The organism is Neptuniibacter sp. UBA6509 (assembly GCA_002435145.1).
Taxonomy (GTDB): Bacteria; Pseudomonadota; Gammaproteobacteria; order Pseudomonadales; family Balneatricaceae; genus Neptuniibacter.
Window position 1 is genome coordinate 40,437 of sequence record DJLT01000120.1, and the last position, 25,440, is coordinate 65,876.

General features: G+C 44.3%; 26 protein-coding genes. 22 read left to right on the top strand and 4 right to left on the bottom strand.

The features are described 5' to 3' along the window. Positions 1-58: 58 nt before the first annotated feature. A complete protein-coding gene (locus tag B4K11_RS15965; protein WP_292950778.1) occupies positions 59-1,789 on the bottom strand; it encodes an HDOD domain-containing protein in 1,731 nt (576 codons plus the stop codon). Positions 1,790-1,827: 38 nt separating this feature from the next. Further along, positions 1,828-2,856 carry a small ribosomal subunit biogenesis GTPase RsgA gene (gene rsgA, locus B4K11_RS15970; protein WP_292950780.1) on the bottom strand — a complete coding sequence of 343 codons (1,029 nt, stop codon included), beginning with the start codon at positions 2,854-2,856 and terminating at the stop codon, positions 1,828-1,830. 162 nt (positions 2,857-3,018) lie between these two features. Between rsgA and orn the strand changes: the two genes are divergently transcribed. Beyond that, entirely contained in the window at positions 3,019-3,561 is a 543-nt protein-coding gene (gene orn, locus B4K11_RS15975) for an oligoribonuclease (RefSeq protein ID WP_292950781.1), read from the top strand. Between the two features lie 38 nt (positions 3,562-3,599). On the opposite strand, the gene queG is transcribed toward orn, so the two are convergent. Then, positions 3,600-4,736, bottom strand: a complete 1,137-nt coding sequence (gene queG, locus B4K11_RS15980; RefSeq protein ID WP_292950783.1) for a tRNA epoxyqueuosine(34) reductase QueG — start codon at positions 4,734-4,736, stop codon at positions 3,600-3,602. A 75-nt stretch (positions 4,737-4,811) separates the two neighbouring features. Here queG and B4K11_RS15985 point away from each other — a divergent pair, with 75 nt between their 5' ends. The 12 genes from B4K11_RS15985 to B4K11_RS16040 all read left to right on the top strand — a co-directional run bounded on the left by B4K11_RS15985 (position 4,812) and on the right by B4K11_RS16040 (position 17,809). Beyond that, on the top strand, positions 4,812-6,341 hold the full coding sequence (locus tag B4K11_RS15985) for an NAD(P)H-hydrate dehydratase (RefSeq protein WP_292950785.1): 1,530 nt from the start codon (positions 4,812-4,814) through the stop codon (positions 6,339-6,341). After that, positions 6,334-6,819 (top strand): tRNA (adenosine(37)-N6)-threonylcarbamoyltransferase complex ATPase subunit type 1 TsaE, encoded by a 486-nt coding sequence (gene tsaE / locus B4K11_RS15990; RefSeq protein WP_292950787.1) that lies wholly within the window; start codon positions 6,334-6,336, stop codon positions 6,817-6,819. Before B4K11_RS15985 ends, tsaE begins: the two co-directional genes overlap by 8 nt. A gap of 61 nt (positions 6,820-6,880) precedes the next feature. Then, positions 6,881-8,209 carry an N-acetylmuramoyl-L-alanine amidase gene (locus tag B4K11_RS15995; RefSeq protein ID WP_292950789.1) on the top strand — a complete coding sequence of 443 codons (1,329 nt, stop codon included), beginning with the start codon at positions 6,881-6,883 and terminating at the stop codon, positions 8,207-8,209. A 9-nt stretch (positions 8,210-8,218) separates the two neighbouring features. Beyond that, entirely contained in the window at positions 8,219-10,090 is a 1,872-nt protein-coding gene (gene mutL / locus B4K11_RS16000) for a DNA mismatch repair endonuclease MutL (RefSeq protein WP_292950791.1), read from the top strand. 35 nt (positions 10,091-10,125) lie between these two features. Next, the gene (gene miaA, locus B4K11_RS16005; RefSeq protein ID WP_292950838.1) at positions 10,126-11,031 is read left to right on the top strand and encodes a tRNA (adenosine(37)-N6)-dimethylallyltransferase MiaA; all 906 of its coding nucleotides are present in this window, start codon (positions 10,126-10,128) and stop codon (positions 11,029-11,031) included. A gap of 125 nt (positions 11,032-11,156) precedes the next feature. Next, positions 11,157-11,399: an RNA chaperone Hfq gene (gene hfq / locus B4K11_RS16010; protein WP_292950793.1), complete on the top strand. Its 243-nt coding sequence runs from the start codon at positions 11,157-11,159 to the stop codon at positions 11,397-11,399. Positions 11,400-11,405: 6 nt separating this feature from the next. Continuing rightward, positions 11,406-12,710, top strand: a complete 1,305-nt coding sequence (hflX, locus tag B4K11_RS16015) for a ribosome rescue GTPase HflX (RefSeq protein WP_292950795.1) — start codon at positions 11,406-11,408, stop codon at positions 12,708-12,710. Positions 12,711-12,843: 133 nt separating this feature from the next. Next, the gene (gene hflK, locus B4K11_RS16020) at positions 12,844-14,037 is read left to right on the top strand and encodes an FtsH protease activity modulator HflK (RefSeq protein ID WP_292950797.1); all 1,194 of its coding nucleotides are present in this window, start codon (positions 12,844-12,846) and stop codon (positions 14,035-14,037) included. Further along, the gene (hflC, locus tag B4K11_RS16025; protein ID WP_292950799.1) at positions 14,037-14,909 is read left to right on the top strand and encodes a protease modulator HflC; all 873 of its coding nucleotides are present in this window, start codon (positions 14,037-14,039) and stop codon (positions 14,907-14,909) included. The genes hflK and hflC overlap by 1 nt, the downstream gene beginning before the upstream one ends. Positions 14,910-15,040: 131 nt before the next feature. Next, positions 15,041-15,238, top strand: coding sequence for a DUF2065 domain-containing protein (locus tag B4K11_RS16030; RefSeq protein ID WP_292950801.1), 198 nt, complete (start codon positions 15,041-15,043; stop codon positions 15,236-15,238). A 60-nt stretch (positions 15,239-15,298) separates the two neighbouring features. Further along, a complete protein-coding gene (locus B4K11_RS16035) occupies positions 15,299-16,474 on the top strand; it encodes an ATP phosphoribosyltransferase regulatory subunit (protein WP_292950803.1) in 1,176 nt (391 codons plus the stop codon). Between the two features lie 39 nt (positions 16,475-16,513). After that, positions 16,514-17,809, top strand: coding sequence for an adenylosuccinate synthase (locus B4K11_RS16040; RefSeq protein WP_292950805.1), 1,296 nt, complete (start codon positions 16,514-16,516; stop codon positions 17,807-17,809). 193 nt (positions 17,810-18,002) lie between these two features. On the opposite strand, the gene B4K11_RS16045 is transcribed toward B4K11_RS16040, so the two are convergent. Beyond that, positions 18,003-18,815, bottom strand: coding sequence for an inositol monophosphatase family protein (locus B4K11_RS16045; RefSeq protein ID WP_292950807.1), 813 nt, complete (start codon positions 18,813-18,815; stop codon positions 18,003-18,005). Between the two features lie 169 nt (positions 18,816-18,984). Between B4K11_RS16045 and B4K11_RS16050 the strand changes: the two genes are divergently transcribed. The 9 genes from B4K11_RS16050 to iscX all read left to right on the top strand — a co-directional run bounded on the left by B4K11_RS16050 (position 18,985) and on the right by iscX (position 25,357). Then, the gene (locus B4K11_RS16050) at positions 18,985-19,728 is read left to right on the top strand and encodes an RNA methyltransferase (protein WP_292950809.1); all 744 of its coding nucleotides are present in this window, start codon (positions 18,985-18,987) and stop codon (positions 19,726-19,728) included. A 145-nt stretch (positions 19,729-19,873) separates the two neighbouring features. Then, positions 19,874-20,371, top strand: coding sequence for a Fe-S cluster assembly transcriptional regulator IscR (iscR, locus tag B4K11_RS16055; protein ID WP_292950811.1), 498 nt, complete (start codon positions 19,874-19,876; stop codon positions 20,369-20,371). Positions 20,372-20,389: 18 nt separating this feature from the next. Then, entirely contained in the window at positions 20,390-21,604 is a 1,215-nt protein-coding gene (locus tag B4K11_RS16060) for an IscS subfamily cysteine desulfurase (protein ID WP_292950813.1), read from the top strand. A 29-nt stretch (positions 21,605-21,633) separates the two neighbouring features. After that, the gene (iscU, locus tag B4K11_RS16065) at positions 21,634-22,017 is read left to right on the top strand and encodes a Fe-S cluster assembly scaffold IscU (RefSeq protein WP_292950815.1); all 384 of its coding nucleotides are present in this window, start codon (positions 21,634-21,636) and stop codon (positions 22,015-22,017) included. A gap of 33 nt (positions 22,018-22,050) precedes the next feature. Continuing rightward, positions 22,051-22,377 (top strand): iron-sulfur cluster assembly protein IscA, encoded by a 327-nt coding sequence (iscA, locus tag B4K11_RS16070; RefSeq protein WP_292950817.1) that lies wholly within the window; start codon positions 22,051-22,053, stop codon positions 22,375-22,377. A gap of 17 nt (positions 22,378-22,394) precedes the next feature. Further along, entirely contained in the window at positions 22,395-22,922 is a 528-nt protein-coding gene (gene hscB, locus B4K11_RS16075; protein ID WP_292959461.1) for a Fe-S protein assembly co-chaperone HscB, read from the top strand. Between the two features lie 9 nt (positions 22,923-22,931). Continuing rightward, positions 22,932-24,809 (top strand): Fe-S protein assembly chaperone HscA, encoded by a 1,878-nt coding sequence (hscA, locus tag B4K11_RS16080; protein WP_292950821.1) that lies wholly within the window; start codon positions 22,932-22,934, stop codon positions 24,807-24,809. Then, positions 24,809-25,147 carry an ISC system 2Fe-2S type ferredoxin gene (fdx, locus tag B4K11_RS16085; protein ID WP_292950823.1) on the top strand — a complete coding sequence of 113 codons (339 nt, stop codon included), beginning with the start codon at positions 24,809-24,811 and terminating at the stop codon, positions 25,145-25,147. The genes hscA and fdx overlap by 1 nt, the downstream gene beginning before the upstream one ends. Before the next feature lie 9 nt (positions 25,148-25,156). Next, positions 25,157-25,357 carry a Fe-S cluster assembly protein IscX gene (gene iscX, locus B4K11_RS16090; protein WP_292950825.1) on the top strand — a complete coding sequence of 67 codons (201 nt, stop codon included), beginning with the start codon at positions 25,157-25,159 and terminating at the stop codon, positions 25,355-25,357. Positions 25,358-25,440: the final 83 nt, after the last annotated feature.

Below are 25,440 nucleotides of genomic sequence, written 5' to 3' on the forward strand. Positions count from 1 at the left end.
GCAAGACCGCGTTTGATTGGTTCACAGATAGAGTTTTGTAGCCTGAAGAGCAAGAACTCTATTTTTTCATCTTTTTCAGGCCTAAGGTCGCTGCAGATGATAAATATCTAAAACGCTCGTGATGGAAATCTGTAATTTCAGGTCCAGACTCGCCGTAATCAGCATGAATGATAGCAATGGGGGTGTTGCCAAAAAATATTGACATCAATAAAAAGCCGTTAGGATTTCCCCAGCTATGATACGCCTCTGGCAGCATAGGGAGTAACTGAGCTTTATTTTCAGGTTTTACCCATATGCATCCCGGTTTTTCTTGTAGCTTTTTAAATAAGCTTGGAATGTTTAAATCGTATTGGAACTTGATGATAGGGTGTTCTTCGGTGAACCCGACTGAAAAAGCTGTTTTTAGTTGATGAGTTTTGTTACTGACTAAAAACATGGAGACTCGATCGAAGCCTAAACCCCGGTTCACCCCTTGAATCAGAGCCTGAAGTATATGCTTAGGTTGAGTATATTGTTCATGTCCTTTGAGAAGTCGTTCAGCTATAAGATCGTAAGCTTCTTTATCTAGAAAATTAGGCTGCTTTTGACTGGTTTTCTGATCGTTCGCTGCTGCTAATGGATTGCCTTTAAGTGGTTTTGTTCCACTTTTTTGCTCTATTGTTTTTGTAGGCTTAGTTTCTTTAGGTAGCTTGGTTTCTTTAGGTGCCTTAGTTTCTGTAGAAGCGTCTGCAGCTGGCTCTACCACCGGTTTAGGTTTCTTAACACTAGGCATTTTTGACGAAAGTAATTGGGCTTCTTTCGGTGATAATTTGTAGCTAATTGCTCTGTCTGAGGGCAATAAAATCATCTCTGCTGCGGGTGCCATAGTGCCGGCTACATGATAAGCCTGTGACGATTTAGCACAGTTGATATGTAAATTGGTAATTGTTTCAGCTATTTCGCTTTTCAGGTAATCATTGATAATATCAATGATTTTCATGGTTTTTGTTTGATTCCAGCCCAAGTTAGCAGTTAAAGCGATCCAGTTGGCAAGTTTAACGGGGAAGAACTTTTCTTGAACTAAGTGATTGATATCACGGAGGTCCTCGTCTGTTAAACGAGGGTCCCCTAAAGCGCGCTGATGCAGTTGTGAAAGAGTTTTTTTATCTGGAGATGTTTCATGCTCCAGGCTGGTCATCGCGAGTTCTGAAATCCCCCAGTGTTCGATTAATCCGTGAGAAATTTCTTGTACAGTACAGCCTAAGATATCAGTTTCTGCTAGTACAACATCGGTGCGTTCCTCGCGTAACTTTATTTGGATCTCACTCATATGGAATGCAGCATGTTGCCAAAGAAGCCAGTGGCCAACACCATAGAAAAGGGTGGCTAAGTATGTTTCTTCGCCAAATGGTGCTTTACGTCGGGTGATCCATGATTGTGCTTGTGTCGCTGCGTGGTGGCTTACGGCAACGTAACGGAAGTACATCTTCTGAGCTACGCTGGAGGGGTTGAGTTTCAGCGATTTGGTTTCTTTTTGTACCGCTTCAATATTATCAAGTCCCAATGAATTTATGGCGTGATCAATGCTGGTGACTTTTGAGTTGACCTTGTTGTGTAAAGCCGAAGCTTTTCGGACCATGTGTAGACATAAGACGGGGTCAGATTTTATTGTTCTGTTCAGCTCCTGCAGCGTTACTTTGTCATTCCGCAGCTGACGCTGTAAGCGACGAAGTACGCTGTTTCTTACCGGTAAAGGCCGATCTTTTAGGTATTCTACCCAAGACGCTACACCGTATGGGGATTCTGACATCTGTATTCCGTCCTTGTTATCTTTTTTATGGACTGTTGTTAACTGTTCTGTTCTTCAATGGAGCATAAAATATGTTTATAGCTTTTCCAGCGATGTTCGCTAATTTTGCCATCTTCAACGGCGTTTTTCAGCGCACAGCCCGGTTCTTTTTCATGGTTACAGTCTCTGAATCTACACATGCCTGCAAGAGGTTGTAGTTCTCTAAAACCATTTATAACGTCATCGGGTTCAATATGCCACAAACCAAACTCTCTGATTCCAGGAGAATCGATAAGATCACCGCCATCAGGGAAGTGAAATAGGCGAGCGGTGGTTGTTGTGTGACGCCCTTTTTTAGTTTGTGCTGAAAGTTCTCCAACTTTGAGGTCTATACCGGGGAGTAAGGTGTTAATCAAAGAGGATTTTCCTACCCCTGATTGGCCTACAAACACGCTTATTCTTTGGTCAAGGCTGTCTTTCAGTTGTGTAAGACCTTCTTCTTCAGAGCTTGATGCTAAAAGAACCTGATAATCAATATCTCGATAGCGTTGTAGCATTGCTTCGGTTTTTTCACGGTTCTCAGCGTTTAGCAGGTCTGTTTTATTCAGCAGTATTACAGGTTCAATATCGCTAAGTTCAGCAGCTACTAGGTATCTATCGATGAGATTTGCGTGGGGTGTTGGCTCAACTGCAACGGTGATAACGATGAAGTCTATATTTGCAGCGACGGGTTTCATCTCGCCATAAGGGTTCGGTCGAAGTAACTCGCTTTTTCGCTCTAGTTTTGCAACTACAACGCCTGTTTCTTTACCTTCGCGCCAGATGACTCGATCACCTGTGACGAGTTGCCCTAGATTGGTCCGCATATGGCAGCGGAGAATTGTGCCTTGTTGAGGTCCTTCAGTTGCTTCTACGTCTACAGTGCGACCAAAATGGGAGATGATCAAACCATGTTGTTCAGGACCTAAGTCACTGCTATCTAATTGCTGATCAATTGCAGTATCTTTTTTGGATGCACGAGCGGCACGTTCATCTTGAATCTTTTGAATGCGCCAGCTTTGGCGGCGGGTTAATTTACGTTTCGCCATAGTTTTTCAGTGCTGCTCTTTCTGTTGTTTATACTTAAAAGGCGGAAGCACTCGTTATCCCCATTTTTATCAAACCCATAGAGTAAAAGAACCTGTTAAGCGGTCCAAGGTAGGGTATTCTAAGGGAAAGTGTAGTGCCTGCGTTAACTTTGGAGGTTTTTAGTGAAAAATAAAGGTAATTTAGTCTGGATTGATCTGGAAATGACCGGTTTGGAGCCTAAAAAGGACGTTATTATTGAAATAGCGACCATCGTGACAGATTCTGATCTAAATATTTTGGCGGAAGGCCCAATGTTGGCTATTCATCAAAGTGATGAATTACTTGATGGTATGGATGAGTGGTGCACAAATCAGCATGGTAAATCAGGCCTTACGCAGCGTGTTAAAGAAAGTAGCATTACAGATGCTCAAGCTGAGCAAGAAACGATAGAGTTTCTGAAACAGTATGTTGAACCTGGCGTATCGCCTATGTGTGGAAACAGTATCGGTCAAGATCGACGCTTTTTAGATAAATATATGCCGGAACTAGAACGTTTTTTCCATTATCGTAACTTAGATGTAAGTTCTTTAAAGGAGCTAGCTAAGCGTTGGAAGCCTGAAGTCGCAGCAGGTGTTGTGAAAAAAGGTTCGCATCTGGCGATGGACGATATTCGTGATTCAATCGATGAGCTTAAATATTATCGTGAGCACTTTATTAAACTTTAAATAGTTTGATAGTCAATTGGCAGAATCTTTCTGAAATCCTAGAACCGGATTTTTGCCCTGCGAGGATGTATGTGAATAGGTAATATGTCCTCAGCTATTCTACGTTCTTCCTTCGCTGTTAATTGTTTTATCGCCCATAGCGCATGCTCTTGTACGATTTCAGAATCATGGTTCAGTTTTTCTCTTAAGGCGTTGATGACTTCAGTGCCTCCTTTACTATTCCCGAGTGCGATCGCAATGTTTCGTAACCAGCCGATATGACCTGTACGGCGAATAGCTGAACCTTCTGTCTTCTTTAGAAAAGTAGCTTCATCCCAGTTAAAAAGCGTAATTAGTTCGCTGCGATCAAGCTTTTGACGTGGGTGGAAATCTGTTTCTTGAGTAAAGTCAGCAAATTTATTCCAGGGACAGATCAATTGGCAGTCATCACAGCCGAAAATACGATTACCCATTTTAGGTCTAAGCTCCAACGGGATAGAGCCTTTTAATTCTATAGTTAGGTAGGAAATGCATCGAGTTGCATTAAGTACATTAGGCTGGGGGAACGCTTGTGTGGGACATACGTCAATACACGCAGTGCATTTTCCGCAATGATTTTCGTCAGCGGGTTTGTCTATAGGTAAGGGGAGGTCTATCAGTAGCTCGCCTAAAAAGAATAAAGATCCCGCTTCCTTATTTATAACAAGCGTATGTTTGCCTCGCCAACCTATGCCCGCTTTTTCCGCTAGGGGGCGTTCTAAAATAGGTGCGCTATCTACAAAAGCCCTAAATACGGTTTCACCGACCTCTTCGTTGATTCTTTTTCCCAGCAGTGTGAGACGTTTTCGAATGAGCTTATGATAATCCCGGCCTAATGTGTATCTAGAGATATAAGCATTTTCGCCATCATCAAGGGTGTCTGCAGCGCTAGTTTCTGGGGGGAGATAGTCCATACGTACACAGATTATGCGTTCTGTGCCAGGTAGTAGGCTTCCAGCGGAAAAACGCTTATCTAAGTGGTTGTTGAGGTAGTTCATCTCACCGTGGTAGCCCGCTTGGATCCACTGTTCGTAATGCTCTTTTTCTATACTTAAATCGCAATCTGTAATGCCGCACTGCTGGAAGCCTAATTCTAGCGCCCATTTTTTTATGTTGATGGCTAGTTGTGACAAAGCTTGAGGTGAAAGGTTTGGCATATAATCAGGCTTGCCCTTTTGGGGGAAGATTCCTCATAATGATACAAATTACACTGCTAAAAGTGGGCCAAACTAATGTCCGTTAATCGAGCCGTTCTTCCTGCCTCATTATACACAGCTGAGCAAACTCGTGCGTTAGATAGTACTGCAATTAATCAATTTGGAATTCCAGGTATTCGCTTGATGCAACGCGCAGGGCACGCAGTTTTTGCCGAAATGCTGGAACGTTATCCTAAAGTGAAATCGATAACTGTGCTTTGTGGGGCAGGCAATAATGGCGGTGATGGTTTTGTGATTGCCGCTTTAGCTATACAAAAGGGGTTAGACGTCCAATTAGTCTGTATCGGCGATTCAAACTTTGAAGGGAGTTTAAAGGGCGAAGCTTTAGAGGCCTGGCAGCAGTTGCAGGTATTGGATATTGAGTATCAATTATACGAAGAGGGCATCCTTTTTCGTGGAGAGCTCATCGTTGATGCGTTATTAGGGACAGGGTTATCAGGCGATGTGCGCGGATTATTTGAAGAGGCGATAGTGCAAGTTAATCGCGCTGAAACAGTCGTATTTTCTGTTGATATACCTTCAGGACTTTGTGCCGATACGGGGCGTGTTTTGGGGGTTGCCATTAAAGCCGATATCACCGTTAGTTTTATAGGTTTGAAGCGTGGATTATTAACAGGGGACGCTGTTGATCTATGTGGTCAGTTGTTATTCGATGATTTGAAAGTGCCTGGTCAGGTGTATGAGACATGTCCCATTGAATGTCTGCAGATAACCGATGCAGATCTGAAAAGGGTTTTACCAGTGAGGTCACGGCGATCTCACAAGGGGTTGTTTGGGCACGTACTCGTTATTGGTGGTGATCATGGTATGGGAGGTGCAGCCCTGCTGGCAGCGGAAGCTGCTATGAGAAGTGGGGCGGGTTTGGTCTCTCTTGCTACACGTAGTGAGCATGTTTCAGCCGCATTATGTCGTTGCCCAGAGGTTATGGTCAAAGCGGTAGATTCTGTTAAACAGTTACAGCCTCTGTTAAATAACGCTGATGTGATTGTATTGGGGCCGGGGCTTGGGCAAAATGCGTGGTCGGAACAGATGGTGTGGGCTGCTTTAGTGGCTGAAAAGCCGATAGTTTTAGATGCAGATGCATTGAATATTCTTGTAAAAGACGATCTGTTTTCTGAATTTGATGAGAAGCAGCGTGAAAAATGGCTTTTGACTCCGCACCCGGGGGAAGCCGCTCGTATTTTAAGTGAGACGGTAGCAGAGCTTGAATTTGATCGTTTTGGCGCTTTAAAACGGTTACAGGCGGTTTGTGGAGGCACTGTCGTGTTGAAAGGGGCAGGGTCGTTAATTTCTTCGGGTGGTTTGACGCATTTATGTCATGCTGGCAATCCTGGCATGGCTGTTGGCGGTATGGGGGATGTTTTATCGGGTATTTGTGGAGCCTTTTTAGCTCAAGGGGCGACGCCTGAAGATGCTGCCTGTATTGGCGTTTACGTCCATGCTAATGCGGCAGATCGTGTTGCATGTACTCAAGGCGAGATAGGGATGCGTGCATCAGATCTTTTTTCAACTCTTTCGAAAGTGATAAATAGTAAATATGAGTAAAGATTACCAAGTTGTTTTACCTGATGAGGATTCGATGGTGCGTTTTGGGCATAAAATTGCCCAAGCGGTACAAGGACGCGGCGTTATTTTTCTACTGGGTGACTTGGGGATGGGTAAAACAACGTTAAGTCGTGGCATCCTTCGAGGCTGTGGTCATCAAGGTTCGGTTAAGAGTCCAACCTATACGCTGGTGGAGCCTTATGAGGTTGAAGGTAAATGTATTTATCATTTCGATCTGTATCGGTTGTCTGATCCTGAAGAGTTAGAGTATTTAGGGATTCGCGATTATTTCGATGCGGATGCCCTTTGTTTAGTTGAATGGCCAGATAAGGGCAGGGGGATGCTTCCTGTTGCTGATATGCTTCTGCAAATAGAGTTGCAGGGTTATGGTCGAAAACTAAGTTGGGTGGCTCAGACTGAATTAGGTCAGAAAATGGCCGATAAGCTACTAAGTCTGAATAGTGAGTTCAGCAGTTGAATGTTAGGGTCTCGATTGAGGCTTTAAGTATTTAATTTGTGAAGAGGTGTTTTAAAGCTTTATGCGAATAGCGAAGTTACAACAGGTAGTGCGTTGGTTGTTTTGCGTAGTTTTATTCTCTAGCTGCTCATTATTACAGGCAGCAGATGTTAATAAAGTACGTATGTGGATCGCGCCTGATCATGCTCGTTTGGTTTTTGACCTTTCAGGTCCTTCGGCGCATAAGGTTTTTACGTTAAATAATCCTGAACGTATCGTTATGGATGTTGAAAATGCCAAGTTAAATGCTGATTTGAGTTTGTTGGATTTAGGCAAAAGCCCTGTGGAAAGGGTGCGCTCAGGTAAAAATGGTAAAACGTTACGTCTTGTTTTGGATTTAAAACATGCGGTTAGGCCTAAAAGTTTTGAATTAAAACCGAATCAAAAATATGGCCACCGTTTAGTACTGGATCTTTATGAAAAAGAATCTTTAGCTAAGGCTAAAAAAACGTCTAAGCCAAAGGCTGTTGCAGGGCGAGATATTATTGTTGCTATAGATGCGGGGCATGGGGGTGATGATCCGGGTGCCATAGGTAGTGGTCGGGTTCGTGAAAAAGATGTAGTGCTTGCTATTGCTAAAGAGCTAAAGCGCCGCCTAGATCAGACTCCGGGCTATAAAGGTAAGTTAACCCGTACCGGCGATTATTACGTCAGTTTACGTGGGCGTACGAGTGCAGCGCGTAAGCATAATGCCGATCTGTTTGTTTCTATTCATGCGGATGCCTTTAAGGATCACCGTGCTCGAGGCGCTTCGGTTTGGGTGCTCTCTTCTCGCGGAGCCAGTAGTGAGATGGGACGCTGGTTGGCTCGCAAAGAGAATAGTGCTGACCTCATTGGTGGTGTGGGCAGTGTAAGTCTGGATGATAAGGACAATGTTTTAGCCAGTGTGTTGCTGGATATGTCGATGACGGCAAGCCGTGAAGATAGCCGATCTATTGCTAAAGGTATTCATGGCAATATTAAACGCTTTGCGCGTATGCATAAAAGCCATGTGGAGCAGGCCGGGTTTGTTGTTTTAAAGTCGCCAGATATCCCTTCGATTCTCGTAGAGACCGGTTTTATCTCTAATCCCGGTGAGGCTGCAAAATTAAAAACACGTAGTTATCAGAAAAAGATGGCTGATGCAGTCTATAAAGGGGTGACTCAACACTTTGAGCGCAAGCCTCCTGCGTTAACTTACGTGGCTCAGCGTAAAGCGAAGAATAATCGTAGCTACAAAGTTGTACGTGGTGATACTCTTTCCGTTATAGCGTCTAAAAATGGTGTTTCGTTAACCTCTTTAAGAAAGGTTAATCGTCTGCAAGGTGATCGGATAACCATTGGTCAAGTTTTGCAAATTCCCGCGAGTTAAGGATTTATAATGTCACGTATACACTTGCTATCACCGCGATTGGCGAACCAGATTGCGGCGGGTGAGGTTGTTGAAAGGCCCGCATCTGTTATTAAGGAGATCCTTGAAAATAGTTTAGATGCAGGGGCGAATAAAATTGATGTTGAGGTCGAGCAGGGTGGCGTTAAACTCATGCGGATTCGTGATAATGGTTCTGGGATTGATAAGGACGATCTGTCATTAGCGCTGAGTCGCCATGCCACTTCTAAAATTAGAGCGCTTGAAGATCTTGAGGCTGTAGGTAGTTTGGGATTTCGAGGGGAGGCGTTAGCGAGTATCAGTTCGGTCTCTCGCTTGTCTTTAACTTCCAGACAGAGAGATCAGGACAATGCTTGGCAAGTCCAGACTGAAGGACGCGACATGGACGCTATACTGGAGCCTGCAGCCCATCCAGAGGGAACAACTGTCGAGGTTAAGGATCTATTTTTTAACACCCCTGCGCGACGAAAGTTTCTTAAAACAGAAAAAACTGAATTTCGTCATCTTGATGAAGTGGTGAAACGATTGGCGTTAAGTCGTTTTGATGTGGCTTTTCAGCTGCGTCATAACGCAAAGGTTATACATCAGCTCCGTCAAGCGGATAGCGAGCTAGAGCAGGAGCGTCGTGTTGCGAGTATCTGTGGCTCCGCGTTTATTGACAATGCTTTGAAGGTGGATGTTGCAGCGGAAGCATCAGGCTTACGTATGTGGGGCTGGGTCGGTTTGCCAACGTTTTCAAGAAGTCAGGCGGATTTGCAGTATTTCTTTGTAAATGGCCGGATGATTAAAGATAAAGTGGTTACTCATGCGGTTCGTCAGGCTTATTCTGATGTGCTTTATCATGGGCGCTTTCCTGCTTATGTACTCTATTTGGAGCTAGATCCAGCGCTGGTTGATGTCAACGTGCATCCAACTAAGCACGAGGTCCGTTTTCGTGAAAGTCGTTTAGTGCATGATTTTCTCTTTAGATCGCTGCATCGTTTGATTGCTGATATGCGCCCGCAAGATCAAATAACTGCGGGTGATGAACCTACAACAGTCGAAACAATGGGAAGCGCACTTCAGCCTCCTATGTCTTCGCCAGCTCAGACTTTCGAGCAAAGTAGAATGCCGCTTCGTCAGTCTTCGGGGGCCTCTCCATCTTATAGCGGAGGGTATAGTCAACCTTATTCATCTAACAATCCGCCCGTGAATCAGGTTGCTGAGCAGATAAGTGGTTATGCTGCTTTGCACCCATCTGAAGAGTCATCTGCATTGCCTGCTGAGAGTAGTGAACATTGTCCTCCGATGGGCTATGCGATTGCTCAGTTACATGGTGTTTATATATTGGCTGAGAATGAGCAGGGGCTGATTGTGGTTGATATGCATGCTGCGCATGAACGAATCGTTTACGAGCGGATGAAACAGTCATTTGAAGAGGATGTTGTTCGCTCCCAGCCATTGTTGGTGCCTCTCAGTTTGGCTGTCAGTGAGCGTGAAGCGGATTGCTCGGAAGAGCATGCGAGTACATTCAAGAGATTAGGGTTTGAGCTAGCAAGAATGGGCGAGGAAACGCTTGTTGTGCGCCAAGTACCAGTCTCTTTAGCTAAAGGTAATGTTGAGCAGCTTATTCGTGATGTTTTGGCTGATATGTTGGTTTATGGAGAAAGTAAGCGTATCGAACAACACATCAATGAGTTATTGGGTACGATGGCATGTCACGGTGCCGTGCGGGCTAATCGTCAGCTTACGCTACCTGAGATGAACGCATTACTGCGTGATATGGAGAGTACTGAGCGAAGTGGGCAATGTAATCATGGGCGGCCAACATGGAGCCAGATGACAATGACAGATCTTGATAAATTATTTATGCGTGGTCAGTAGAGGGTATTTTGAGTAATTTACCAGTAGTCTTTCTAATGGGGCCAACCGCATCAGGTAAAACTGATCTCGCTATGCAGCTGTATGATAATTTGCCATGTGAGATAGTCAGTGTGGATTCAGCCATGATCTATCGTGGTATGGATATCGGAACCGCTAAGCCTGATGCTGAAACATTGCTACGTTATCCACATCGTTTGATTGATCTATGCGATCCTGATCAAGCTTATTCGGCGGCAGAATTCAGGCGTGATGCATTGGCTCAAATTGAGGAGATTCGTGCTGCGGGGAAAATTCCACTATTAACTGGTGGAACGATGATGTATTTCCATGCTCTAAAAAATGGGTTGGCATCTTTACCAAAAGCAGACCCGGCTGTCCGCGAGCGTATTCTTGCTTCGGCAGAGGCGCAAGGTTGGCCTGCTATACATCAGCGTTTGCAAGAGGTGGACCCTGTATCAGCTGAACGTTTAAATCCAAACGATTCACAAAGATTGCAGCGTGCGCTTGAGGTTTTTGAAGTCTCTGGGCGAACCATGACTGAATTGTGGGCGGAGCAAGAAGCACAAAAGCCAGATTTTCCTATTATTCCAATGGCAGTGATGCCAAAAGAACGTTCCGAATTGCATGAACGCATAGAAATGCGGTTTGATATTATGCTGGAACAAGGTTTTGTTGATGAGGTTCGTCAATTATGGGATCGGGGGGATTTAACGCTGCAAATGCCCTCTGTACGCTGTGTCGGTTATCGCCAAGTATGGGAGTATTTCTCAGAAACTTGGGATTATGAAACGATGAGATTTAAGGGGATTGTAGCCACGCGTCAGCTCGCAAAAAGGCAGGTTACGTGGCTTCGAGGGTGGGAAAATCTTACCTGGATGGACACTCATGACCCAAAACTATTATCTAATGCCTTGAAATTAATCGATTGTGGCATTATATAATGTCATGCTGGACTGCAAAAAAGCTGCATTGTAGGGTGTTTTGTAGCTGTAGTGAGGCGAAATACACGCCGCCAGACATATTATAACGACAAAATATAAAATATTACTCGGGAAGGAGTTTGCAAATGTCAAAAGGGCAATCGTTACAAGACCCTTATCTGAATGCGCTACGTAAAGAGCGTATTCCAGTGTCTATATTTTTGGTTAATGGAATTAAGTTACAGGGTCAGATCGAGTCTTTCGATCAATTTGTGATCTTGTTGAAAAATACCGTAAGTCAGATGGTATATAAACATGCAATTTCTACAGTTGTGCCTGCGCGCCCTGTAAAACTGCCTCCTGCTGATGAAGCAAAAGCTGAGGACTAAAAGTAATTGTTCTTTGAACGACCGAAGAGTGGCGAAAGGGCCATTCTAGTACACATGAATCTGGCTGTTGAGGCCGATCAAGAAAGTCCAAAAGAGCTTGAAGAGTTAGCGTTGTCTGCGGGAGCTGATCCAGTTGTTTTTCTTACTGGGTCACTTGCGCACCCCAATCCTAAATTCTTTATTGGTCAAGGTAAGATTGATGAGCTCAAAATGCTGGTGGATCACCATAATGCACAAGTGGTGATTTTTAATCATGCATTGAGTCCAGCGCAAGAGCGTAATATTGAGCTCGAAATTCAAAGTAGGGTTCTGGATCGTACAGGATTGATACTTGATATTTTTGCCCAGCGTGCACGAACCCATGAGGGTAAATTGCAGGTTGAGTTGGCGCAGCTAGATCATATGTCCACACGTTTAGTGCGTGGTTGGACCCATCTTGAAAGGCAGAAAGGTGGTATCGGTCTGCGTGGTCCAGGTGAAACACAGTTAGAGACGGATAGACGTTTATTGCGTGCGCGCATGAAATCTATCAATAAGCGTTTGGAAAAAGTGCGTAAGCAGCGTGATCAAGGGCGTAGGTCTAGGATGCGTGCTGAAGTGCCAACGCTTTCATTGGTGGGTTATACCAATGCGGGTAAATCAACGTTGTTTAATTATTTAACAACGTCTGAGGTTTATGCTGCTGATCAGTTGTTCGCAACGCTTGATCCGACCTTGCGTCGTGTTGAGGTGGAAGATGTAGGTCCGGCAATTCTCGCTGATACTGTTGGTTTTATTCGTCATTTGCCGCATAAGTTGGTAGAAGCCTTTCGAGCAACTTTGCAGGAAACAATTGAAGCGACACTGCTATTGCATGTAATTGATGGTCATGATGATGATCGTCATGATCATATTGCTGAGGTTGAGCATGTCTTAAGTGAAATCGGAGCGGAAGACGTTCCTGTGCTTGAGGTCTACAATAAGATAGACCTGATTGATGGGCGTAAAGCGCGTATTGATCGTGATGAGGATGGAAAGCCTGTAAGAGTATGGCTATCAGCCGTTACGGGTGAAGGCCATGAGCTTCTCTTTCAGGCAGTTAATGAGCTGCTCGCAGATGATGTTTTTCATGATGATGTGGCATTATTACCTGCTGAAGGGCAGTTTAGAGCGCGTTTGTATGAAAATGGTGCTGTAGTTTCAGAGAAAATAGATGAGCAAGGATCTATTATTCTGGAAGTGCGTATACAGAAAAAAGATATGTTGCAGATTTTAAGTCGATTAGGAATGTCTCAGGAACGTTGTTTTCCGAGAGAGGTATGCCCTTATTGAGCTCGCTTGTTGTTTTGCTTTGTTATTAAATAAATCGTGTTTAATGAGCATAAGTGTAATAACAGACGAGTAAATGTTTTTTAAATGCTGTGTTTTAATTTACCTAATTTAGTTGTTTGATACGGAGTAGCGTATGGCTTGGAATGAGCCTGGTGGTAATGGTGACAATAAGGATCCTTGGGGTGGTAATAATAACCGCGGGGGAAATAATGGCGGCGATCAGGGGCCTCCTGATTTAGATGAGGCGCTGCGCAAACTGCAGGATAAGCTGAATGGTATATTTGGAGGTTCTGGTAAGCGCGCTGGTGGTTCTGGCGGTGATGATGGTGGTTCGGGTGCCTCTTCGGGTGCCGGGTTCTTTTGGATAGTCATTCTTATTGCTGCAGTTGTCTGGGCGGGTATGGGAATCTATACCGTCGATCAGCAGGAGCGTGGTGTTGTTCTACGCTTAGGTAAATACAGTGAAACTGTAGGTCCGGGTTTGCAGTGGAACCCGCCGCTTATTGATGTGGTCGTTCCTGTCAATGTGACGCGAGTTCGTACCCGTGATCATAGTGCATTAATGCTGACTAAAGATGAGAATATCGTAGATGTGAATATGACGGTTCAGTACGTTATTTCCGATACGAAAGATTTTGTTCTAACAGTTCGTGATCCTGAAGCAAGTTTGTCTCATGCAGCTGAGTCGGCACTACGCCATGTGGTTGGTGCGACAAACATGCATGATATTCTGACTCAAGGTCGTGAAGCATTATCTGATCAAGTTCAGACGCGCTTGCAGAGCTATATGACCAATTACAGTACGGGCTTGCAGATCTCTAAAGTGAACATTAAAGAGACTAAGGCGCCTAACCAGGTTCAGGATGCGTTTGATGATGTAATCAAGGCGCGTGAGGATGAGCAGCGAGTTAAAAACGAAGCTGAATCTTATTCTAACGGTGTGATTCCTGAAGCGCGTGGTCAGGCTCAGCGTGTATTGGAAGAAGCTAGTGCATACAAAGAGCAGGTTATTGCTCAGTCTGAAGGTGATGCGAAACGTTTTACAGCATTGTTAACAGAGTATGAAAAGGCTCCTGAGGTTACGCGTGAGCGTCTATATTTAGACACTATGGAGCAGGTTCTTTCTGAAAACCCTAAAGTGTTAGTTGATGTCGAAGGCGGTAATAATATGATGTACCTTCCGCTTGATAAGCTAATGCAGAATCGCCCCGTTACAGGTGATGTAAACGGTCCGGTTCGTTTGGATAGTCAAAGTTTGAGAGAAGTGACAGATCAAGTAGTTGATCAGCTTCGTCAAAGACAGAATACGCGTAGTGGGGGTCGATAATGCAATCTAAATCTATGGTAGCGTTGATCGTTATTGCCGTTCTTGTGTTGATCGGTCAAAGTTCACTTTATATTGTTAAAGAAACTGAGCGAGCTGTTTTGCTTAAGTTTGGTGAGGTTGCAGAAGCGGACGTTGCTCCAGGCTTGCACTTCAAAATTCCTTTTGTGAATAAAGTGCGTAAGTTTGATTCTCGTATCCTGACTTTGGATGCGCGTCCGCAGTCTTATCTGACATCGGAAAAGAAACGACTTACCGTTGACTCTTTTGTTAAATGGCGTGTTTCTGATGTGCAGAAATTCTATACGGCGACATCGGGTGATGAATTCAAAGCTGCGCAGCTACTGTCGGACCGTGTTGATACAGGCTTACGTAACCAGTTTGGTGAGCGTACTGTAACTGAGGTTGTTTCCGGTGAGCGTGAAGAGTTAATGCGTGAGCTGACAAATAGCTTGAGTGCAATTGCGATTCAAGAATTAGGTGTTGAAGTGGTAGATGTACGTGTTAAGCGTATAGATCTTCCGCAAGAGGTATCTGAATCTGTTTATGGTCGTATGCGTTCTGAGCGTGAGCTTGAGGCACGCGATATTCGTTCTCGCGGTAAAGAACTAGCTGAAGGTATTCGTGCAGATGCGGATCGCCAGAAGACAGTTATTGCTGCAAACGCTTATCGTGAGTCGGAAGAGCTACGTGGTGAAGGTGATGCGATTGCTGCTAATAACTATGCACAAGCGTATTCTGGTAACCCAGAATTTTACTCTTTCTACCGTAGTTTGCAGGCTTATCGTGAGTCCTTTGGTAAGAATGGTGATGTACTTGTTTTGAAACCAGATAGTGATTTCTTCAAGTACATGGGACAGCCGGCAGCAAAGTAATATTATTGTCGTAAAAATGTACAAAAAAACGGATCAGGGGAGAGTATTCTCCTGATTCCGTGTTAGAATATAGCAGCCGGGTTAAAGCCCGGCTTTTTTGTGCGAAGTGATTGAGAAAGATGGGAGAGGTTATGTCCTCGGAACTGCTAAATGGGTTGATGGTTGGTTTTTGCCTGATGCTGATTTTGGAGGGGATTATTCCATTTCTTTATCCGCAACGCTGGCGTAGTTTGGTTCAGCAGTTGGCACTTATAAGTGACCGTTCGTTACGCGTTATGGGTCTTTGCAGTATGCTGTTAGGGCTCGTGTTTTTGTATACGGTACATTAATAGTTTTTGTAGTACCGAATGTGTTTTCGGTGTTATTTTTTGATAGATACGGAGTACAACATGGCATTGGCAGATCGTTGGCTGCTACCGGAAGGTGTACAAGAGCTTCTTCCTTCGCAAGCCCGTCGCGTTGAAATTTTACGTAGGCGTCTACTGGATCTGTATGATCGCTGGGGTTACGAGTTAGTAATGCCTCCGTTGTTTGAGCATCTTGAATCCCTGCTTACGGGCGTTGGTAGTGATTTGGAGTTGAATACGGTCAAAGCTACTGATCAATTAAGTGGGCATATGATTGGTATTCGTGCTGATATTACGCCGCAGGTTGCTCGTATTGATGCGCATCGTCTTCGAGAAGAGGGTGTAACGCGTTTATGTTATGCGGGCCCTGTTGTGCATGCATTGCCAGCTCAGCCTTTAGCTTCACGTAACCCTTTGCAGGTTGGTGCTGAGTTATTTGGTCATTCTGGCGTTGAAAGTGATGTGGAAGTCATCTCCTTGATGGTTGAAACCATGCAGGCGGTAGGTGTTGATCAAGAGTTTAGTATTGATCTTGGGCATGTGGGTGTTTTCACCGGTTTGATGCAGGTTGCAGAATTAACTGTTGAGCAGAAAGATCAGTATTTAGATATTTTAAGTCGTAAGGCTTTGCCTGAGTTAGAGTTATTTATTTCTAGCTTGGATGTTGATGCTGCTATTGGTCAGTGCCTTCGTGAATTACCTCGTCTTAATGGCGGAGTGGAAGTTCTGGATAGGGCCCGTGCTTTGTTTGCCGAGGCTCCTCAGCAGGTGATGGATGCGATTGATTATTTGCAGACGTTAACTAATTCAATTGCCTTAAGATTTCCTGAATTGGATCAGTATTTCGATCTGAGTGAGTTGCGTGGATATAACTACCATACCGGAGTGGTATTTGCGGCTTACACGCCATCATTTGGTCAAGCAATAGCCAAGGGTGGTCGTTATGATGAAATAGGTCGCGATTTTGGGCGCGCGCGTCCTGCGACTGGTTTTAGTGCAGATTTAAACATATTGGTAGGGCTTTCTTCTGAAAACACTGCCAGTGTGGGTAAAGTTTTAGCTCCATCGGAGGATGATGCAGCGCTTTTGACTAAGGTTAAGCAGCTGCGCTCGGATGGTGTTAGCGTGGTTTATGCGTTATCCGGTGTTGAGCCGGCAGAAAAGTGCACCGCTCAATTGGTGCGGTGTAATGGTGAATGGGTCGTTTCCGACCTGTAACTTGTAATAAATTTATTAAGTAATCTCAAGTAGGCAGCAATGGGCAAAAACGTAGTTGTTCTGGGTACCCAATGGGGTGATGAAGGTAAAGGCAAGATCGTTGATCTGCTGACAGACCAAGCTTCAGCAGTAGCGCGCTTTCAAGGTGGGCATAACGCTGGTCATACGTTGGTTATTGATGGTGAAAAGACTGTTTTGCACCTGATTCCATCGGGTATATTACGCGAAAATGTCGTGTGTATGATTGGTAATGGCGTAGTGCTATCACCTGAGGCGTTGTTGAAAGAGATTAAAGGATTGGAGGAAGCGGGTGTTCCTGTTCGTGAACGCTTACGTTTGAGTCCTTCTTGTCCTCTTATTTTGCCATATCATGTTGCGTTGGATCAGGCGCGTGAGCTTGCTCGTGGTAATGCAAAAATTGGTACAACGGGTCGCGGTATTGGTCCTGCTTATGAAGATAAAGTGGCGCGTCGCGGTTTGCGTTTGGCTGATCTTCTAGATAAAGAGCGTTTCGCTGCTAAATTGGAAGAGGTGGTTGCTTACCATAACTTCCAGTTAGAGAATTATTATAAAGTTGAGCCTGTTGATTATAAAACAGTGCTTGATGAAGCTTTAGCGATGGGTGAGCAGTTGGCGCCTATGGTTGCTGATGTGACGGCGATGTTGCATGACCTGAGAAAATCAGGTGAGAATATTATGTTTGAAGGTGCGCAAGGGTCATTGCTTGATATTGATCACGGCACATACCCATATGTTACATCTTCAAATACGACAGCGGGTGGTACCTCTACAGGTAGTGGTTTTGGTCCGCTTTACTTGGATTATATTCTAGGTATCACTAAGGCTTACACAACACGTGTAGGTGGTGGTCCATTCCCAACTGAGCTGCACTGTGATGTAGGTGAAGGTTTGGCTGAACGCGGCCATGAGTTTGGTTCTACTACCGGTCGTTCACGTCGTTGTGGTTGGTTTGATGCGGTTGCGCTTAAGCATGCTATTCAGATTAACTCTGTATCCGGTATCTGTCTGACTAAGTTGGATGTATTGGATGGCATGGATGAGATTAGTATCTGTGTGGGCTATAAAGATGCAGCGGGTAATGTTGTTACTTCTCTAAGTGGTAGCGAAGATTACGAAGCTGTTGAGCCGGTATATGAAACAATGCCAGGTTGGACGGATACTACTGTTGGTGCTCAGTCTGTTGATGAGTTGCCAGCTGCTGCAGTTGCTTATATTAAGCGTCTGGAAGTATTGATTGAGGCGCCTGTGGATATTATTTCTACTGGACCTGATCGTAAAGAGACAATTGTATTGCGTAACCCTTACGAAGTGTAAGCAAGGGTAGGCGCAAAAAAAAACCGGCAATTGCCGGTTTTTTTGTATCTAGAATTTGGTGTTAGTTGTAGATGCTTACGGGGTTGCTCTATCACGGGTGGGAGTGGTGATTTTGTTTGGCGGTTCTTGCGCAGGGTTAAAAATGATATAAAAAAAACCGGCATAGGCCGGTTTTTTTATACTAAAAGAATGCTTATTTAAGTTCGCTAGGAAGTGATGTTTGTAGCGCTTTGATAAGTGCTTTAAACATCTTAGGGTTGCCTACAATGAGATTGCCGTTTTTACGGAACTCGTTGCTGCCTTTGAAGTCACCGGCAAGGCCGCCAGCTTCTTGGACAAGTAGCAGTCCAGCTTCAATCTCCCAGAAGTTTAGTCCGATCTGGTAATACCCATCAATTCGACCTGCCGCAATATAGGCTAGATTTAGTGCTGGTGAGCCACCATTATAGATCGTGCCGCCGGTCGTAGTAATGTCGCGGAAGATCTCTAAATATGTGTCTAGGTGGTCTTTGTCGCTTGAGCGATTGAAAAAACCTGTGCCAATTAGGGCGCCTTCAACTGATTTTTGGTTGCTTACGCGTAGGCGTTTACCATTTAGCTGAGCGCCATGGCCGCGGCTAGCTGTGAATTCCTCACCTGTGATTGGGTTAAGGATAAGCGCATGTTCAAGACGGTTGTTCTGCTGTCCGGCAAGGCAGAAAGCAAAAGCAGGTAGACCGCTAGAGAAGTTGGAAATGCTGTCAATTGGGTTGATGTTCCAGCTGAACTCAGGACCTTCACCTATGGGTGCGTGTTCCCCAGTGTATTCACCGACAACTTTATGGCTTGGGTAGGCTTTGTGAATTGCCTGCACAATGCTAAGTTCGGCTTTTTTGCACGTGTCGCTAATAAGTTTAGCTACGTCGGCTTGCTCTGACTTGATAAGATCTAAGCGTTCGACTGCGCGTGTAATTTGTTCGCCTGCAACGCGAGCAGCGCGCAGAGCAATGTTAACCATGGGTTGCATCTGATGAGGACCTGAAGACTGAACAAAATTGAAGCGGCTATTATACCTGAGGATAAGGGAGTCTGTGAATAAAAGCTTGAGCTAAGTCTTCGAAATGATGCTGATCTTGCTGAATTGATGCCTATAGGTTGGTAAAATGCGTCTCTTTTTGCTTTCTAGGGCCTGTTTGATGTCAGTTAATGTTCGTATCGTGTTGGTTAATACAACCCATCCTGGAAATATTGGGGGGGTTGCGAGAGCCATGAAAAATATGAAATTTGAATCGCTGTATTTGGTTGCCCCGAAAAAGTTTCCTCATGCTAATGCTGATGCTAGAGCTGCGGGTGCTACGGATCTGCTGGAGAGTGCGGTAGTTCATGATACGTTGGAGGAGGCTATCGCGGATTGTCATCTGGTTGTTGGGACAAGTGCTAGAGGTCGACATATTCCGTGGCCTGTTGTTGATCCGCGAGAGTTGGCATCGATTGTTTCGCCTATTGATGAGGAAAAGAAAATAGCGGTTGTCTTTGGTCGTGAAGATAGGGGGCTTACAAATGAAGAGCTTCACTTGTGTCATTATCATGTCCATATTCCTTCAAATGAGTCATTTAGTTCTTTGAATTTGGCTGCAGCTGTACAAGTTATTACTTATGAGTTGCGTATGTCGTCTTTGTATTCTGATCAGAATGAGGAGCATAAGCCTCAGTGGGGGACTAATTGGGATATCGATATGGCGAGTAGCGCCGATTTGGAGAGGTTGTTCGATCATATGGAGCAGACGTTAGTCGATATTGATTTTCTTGACCCAGAGAACCCTCGTCAGTTGATGCCTCGGTTACGCCGCTTATATCTTAGGTCTTTCCCTGACAAGGTTGAGGTGAGTGTTTTGAGGGGTATTTTAACTGCAACGCAAAAACAGTTGAAAAAGTCATAACGCGCGTGGGGTTATAGGTAATTCATGATAGAATTCGCCGATGTTATGAATAAAGACCAACTATAATAGTTGGTTATTTAGTTGACCTTTTTAGTCGGGTATTGCATAATGCTTGCAAATGCTAACGCGCATCAAGGTGAGAATTATGCGACTGACAACAAAAGGACGGTATGCCGTAACAGCTATGCTTGACCTGGCTTTACATGAAGGGCGAGGTCCTATTAGTTTGGCTGATATTTCGGAAAGGCAGGGTATTTCTTTGTCTTACCTAGAGCAGTTATTTGCTAAATTACGTAGAAATGAATTGGTGCGTAGTGTTAGAGGTCCAGGCGGTGGATATCAATTGAACCGTGAGCAGGCTGGCATCAATGTTGCTGAAGTAATCGATGCGGTTAATGAGTCGGTTGATGCTACTGGGTGTCAACATAAAGGTGACTGTCAGGGCGGGGATATCTGCCTTACTCATCATTTGTGGTGCGACTTAAGCGAACAAATTCATAGTTTTTTAAAAGGCATATCTCTAGCCGATCTGGTAGCTAGGAGAGATGTGCAGGAAATTTCAGATCGTCAGGATCGAATTAACGTAGATCAGTTCTTGGCGAGATCAGATACGATGGCGCTTTCTGATAAAGCAGCTATATAAGTACGTCGGAGATAATAAATGAAAACACCTATTTATCTGGATTATTCAGCTACTACCCCTTCTGACCAGCGTGTTGCGCAGAAAATGGCCGATTGTCTAACGATGGATGGAAATTTTGGTAACCCAGCTTCCCGTTCACATATGTATGGCTGGAAAGCTGAGGAAGCGGTTGAGGTTGCTCGACGTCAGATGGCTGATTTGATTGGTGCTGACCCGCGAGAAATTGTTTGGACTTCAGGCGCTACAGAATCAGATAACTTGGCTGTAAAAGGTGCTGCGCATTTCTATCAGAAGAAAGGTAAGCACATTATTACATCTAAGATTGAGCATAAAGCAGTGCTTGATCCTTGCCGTCAATTAGAGCGTGAAGGTTTTGAAGTTACGTATCTAACACCAAATTCCGATGGTCTTATAGAGCCGCAAGCTGTTGCTGAAGCTATCCGTGAAGATACGATTGTTGTTTCATTAATGCATGTGAATAACGAAATTGGCACGATTACTGATATTGAAGCTATCGGTGAGATTACTCGTTCCAAAGGCATTATCTTCCATGTGGATGCTGCGCAAAGCGCCGGTAAAATTGATATTGATGTAAGTAAAACTAAAGTTGATCTTATGTCTTTTTCAGCGCATAAAATGTATGGGCCAAAAGGTATTGGTGCTTTGTTTGTGCGTCGTAAGCCGCGTGTACGTTTAGAAGCGCAAATTCATGGTGGTGGTCACGAGCGTGGTATGCGTTCAGGAACTTTGGCGACACATCAAATCGTAGGTATGGGTGAAGCCGCCCGTATTTGTAAGGAAGAGCTAGCTTCCGATACGAAGGCAATTATTGCTTTGCGTGACCGCTTCTTAGCCGGTATTGATGGTATGGAAGAGGTTTACCTTAACGGCTCTAAAGAACAGCGTATTCCGGGTAACTTGAATATTAGCTTTGCTTTTGTTGAGGGTGAATCTTTGCTGATGTCTCTGAAGGATTTGGCAGTTTCTTCTGGTTCGGCGTGCACATCAGCAAGCTTAGAGCCTTCTTATGTGCTTCGTGCGTTAGGTTTGAATGATGAGTTGGCTCATAGTTCTATTCGTTTCTCTTTTGGTCGTTTCACGACCGAAGAAGAAGTTGACTATGCGGTGGCGCAAATTGCAGATGCAGTAGGCAAATTACGTGAGCTTTCACCGTTATGGGATATGTTTCAAGACGGTGTTGATCTGAGCAAAGTTGAATGGGTTCATCACTAATTCAACAGTGAAAGTTTTTGGAGGTCGTCATGGCTTATAGTGAGAAAGTTATTGATCATTACGAGAACCCTCGTAATGTTGGCAAGATGAATGATAAAGATGAGAATGTTGGTACGGGTATGGTTGGAGCACCTGCCTGTGGCGATGTTATGCGCTTACAGATTAAAGTAAGTGATAAAGGTATCATTGAAGACGCAAAGTTTAAGACCTACGGTTGTGGTTCGGCTATTGCCTCAAGTTCTTTGATTACCGAATGGGTAAAAGGCATGTCTCTGGACGAGGCTTCTGAGCTCAAAAATACAACAATCGCTGAAGAATTAGCGTTGCCGCCAGTGAAAATTCACTGCTCAGTTCTAGCTGAAGATGCAATCAAAGCAGCAGTTGCTGATTATAAAGAGAAGCAGGATAAATAACCTTACAGTTATTTACCGGGAGAGATTGGCGTTATGGCAATTACCATGACTGATGCGGCAGCGGATCATGTTGCTCGCTATATAGAAAAACGTGGCTATGGTGCTGGTATTCGCTTAGGTGTTCGCACCTCAGGCTGTTCAGGTATGGCTTATGTTCTGGAATTTGTTGATGAGGTTGAGCAAGAAGATCAAATCTTCAAAGGGCCCCAGGACGTTCAGATCGTAATAGATCCGAAAAGTCTATTGTATCTAGATGGTACAGAGCTGGATTTTGTTAAAGAGGGGCTTAATGAGGGGTTTAAATTTAATAACCCTAATGTCTCTAACGAATGCGGTTGTGGTGAAAGCTTTAACGTCTAAATGTTCTCGGCAGAATGATGGATATCAATAAGAATTTTTTTGAATTTATCGGTCTGCCGATATCTTTTTATATCGATCAGTCAGAACTGGCTGATCGTTCTCTTGATCTACAAAAAACACTTCATCCTGATCGCTATGCGCACCTTTCTGAGCGTGAGCAGCGCTTGTCTGTGCAGTATATGTCTTATCTTAATGAAGGCGTCGCTACTTTGAGATCGCCTTTGTTAAGGGCGCAATACTTATTGTTGTTGCAGGGTATAGACACAACTAGTGAATCTTCCACTCCGATTGATCCAATGTTTTTAATGCAGCAGATGGAATTGAGGGAGTGTCTTGAAGAGGTTCCTGATCAAGATGATCCATTTGAGGCTCTTGAGTCTTTGCTTGCTGAAGTAATGTCTATGCTTGAGGCGTTACGGAATAAATTTGCACAGGATTATCAGTCAGAGGCGTTTGCCGCTGCGACTGAAACTGTGCGTAAAATGCAATTTTTAGAAAAGCTAGTCGTCGAGATTGAGCGTCTCGAAGATAAGCTGGACGGTTAAAGCAATTATATGGCGCTATTACAGATAGCAGAACCGGGGCAAAGTGAGGCTCCGCATCAGCATAAGTTAGCAGTCGGTATTGATTTAGGAACTACCAATTCTTTAGTCGCTTCAGTAAAAAGTGGCGAAGCGGTGACGATGCCTGATGTTGAAGGTGAGCATTTATTGCCTTCTGTTGTTCGTTACATGCCGTGCGGAAATTTTCTTGTCGGGCGTGAAGCGCGTACTTTTGCTGCATCTGATCCCGATAATACAATTATCTCCGTTAAACGGTTAATGGGGCGCGGAATTAGTGACCTGAAAACTTTAGGTGATGAGGCCCCTTATCAGTTTGAAGCAAATGATGGTGGTATGCCGTTCATTAAAACTTCAGCGGGAAGCAAAAGTCCGGTGCAAGTTTCGGCCGATATCTTAGGGGCTTTAGTCGCAAGAGCTGAAGAGGTATTGGGTGGTGAATTAGTAGGTGCTGTGATTACTGTTCCAGCCTATTTTGATGATGCTCAGCGTCAGGCGACAAAAGATGCTGCCAAGCTGGCAAATATTAATGTTTTGCGTTTGCTAAATGAGCCTACTGCTGCGGCTGTTGCTTATGGTCTTGATCAGGGTAAAGAGGGTGTTGTCGCTGTCTATGATCTTGGTGGCGGTACGTTCGATATTTCGGTTTTGCGACTTAATAAGGGTGTGTTTGAGGTTTTATCCACCGGTGGTGATAGTGCTTTAGGTGGTGATGATTTTGATCTGGCGTTGGCTGAGTGGATATCTAAAGAGCTCAACTTAACAGTCAGTAATAATTCACTCTCTCGCTACTTGATGGAAAAAGCGAAAGCTGCAAAAGAAGCTTTAAGTAATCAGAGTGAAGTCAAGATTGCGTTGACCGTAGCTGATCAAGAGTACTCATTGATCTTAACCAAAGAGAATTTTGAGTCACTTGTAGCGCCTCTGGTTAAGCGCACTATTCGTGCCTGTCGTCGAGCGCTTAAAGACGCGTCAGTCAGTGCGGAAGAGGTAAGTGAAGTTGTAATGGTCGGCGGTTCAACTCGTGTCCCGCTTGTACGTGAGCAGGTGAAAGGTTTCTTTGCTAGAGAGCCTCATGTGTCCATCGATCCTGATCGTGTGGTTGCGATTGGTGCATCTATTCAAGCTGATGTGTTGGCCGGTAATAAGCCTGATAGTGATATGTTGTTGCTTGATGTGATTCCGTTATCGCTTGGATTGGAAACGATGGGCGGGTTAACTGAGAAGGTTATTCACCGTAATACATCAATCCCTGTTGGTCGAGCTCAAGAGTTTACTACTTATCAGGATGGGCAAACCGCGATGGTTATCCATGTTGTTCAGGGTGAGCGTGAGCTTGTAAGTGACTGTCGTTCCTTGGCAAAATTTATTCTACGTGGTATCCCGCCAATGGCCGCTGGAGCGGCAAAGATACGTGTGACTTTTCAGGTCGATGCGGACGGCCTTTTGGGTGTTAATGCAAAAGAATTAACCTCTGGTGTCGAGAGTAGTATTCAGGTTAAACCGTCCTACGGTTTAGATGATTCAGAAATTGCAGAGATGTTAAAGGCTTCTTATTTAAATGCAGCTGAAGACAAAGATGCAAGAGCGCTGCGTGAGCAGCAGGTTGATGCGGATCGGCTAATTGTTTCTTTAAAAGATGCGCTGAGTGCTGATGGTAAGGAATTATTAAGTGCAGACGAATATTCTGTGCTTGAATTAGGAATAGAAAAATTGGTTCAGCTACGTAATGGTAGTGATTTAAATGCGATCGAACAGGGCATAGCTGTTTTGTCGAAAGCATCAGATGAATATGCTTCTCGCCGCATGGATTTTAATATTCAGCAGGCGCTGCAGGGGCATAGTGTTGATGAGCTTGAGGAGAATAAATAATGCCGCAGATTATATTTCTGCCACATGATGATTTGTGTCCAGAAGGTAAAGTGATAGAAGCTGAACCTGGTGTTACTGTATGTGATGCGGCACTGGCCAATGGTATTCACATTGAGCATGCTTGTGAAAAATCATGTGCTTGCACGACATGTCATGTTGTGATTCGAGAAGGTTTTGATTCAATGGAAGAGTCTGATGAGCTTGAGGATGACATGCTTGATAAGGCTTGGGGTCTTGAGCCAGAGTCTAGGTTGAGTTGCCAGTCTGTGATATCTAATGAAGATTTGGTTGTAGAGATTCCTAAATATACGATTAATCAAGTGTCGGAACAGCACTAAGAGGTTGTTATGAGTCTTAAATGGGTAGATGTTTTAGATATAGCGATTGAGCTCACTGAGAAATACCCAGAGCAAGATCCCATGGTGATTAGTTTTCCAGATCTGTACCAGAAAGTTATGGACTTGGATGAGTTTGATGATGATCCAGATCGTTGTGGTGAGAAGATCCTTGAAGGTATTCAGATGGCTTGGATCGAAGAGATGGATTGAGAGTAACTGATTTAACACAAGCCCGGCATGCCGGGTTTTCTTGTTTTTACTCTCGACTGTCTTCTAATCTCACTCTAGCGTAT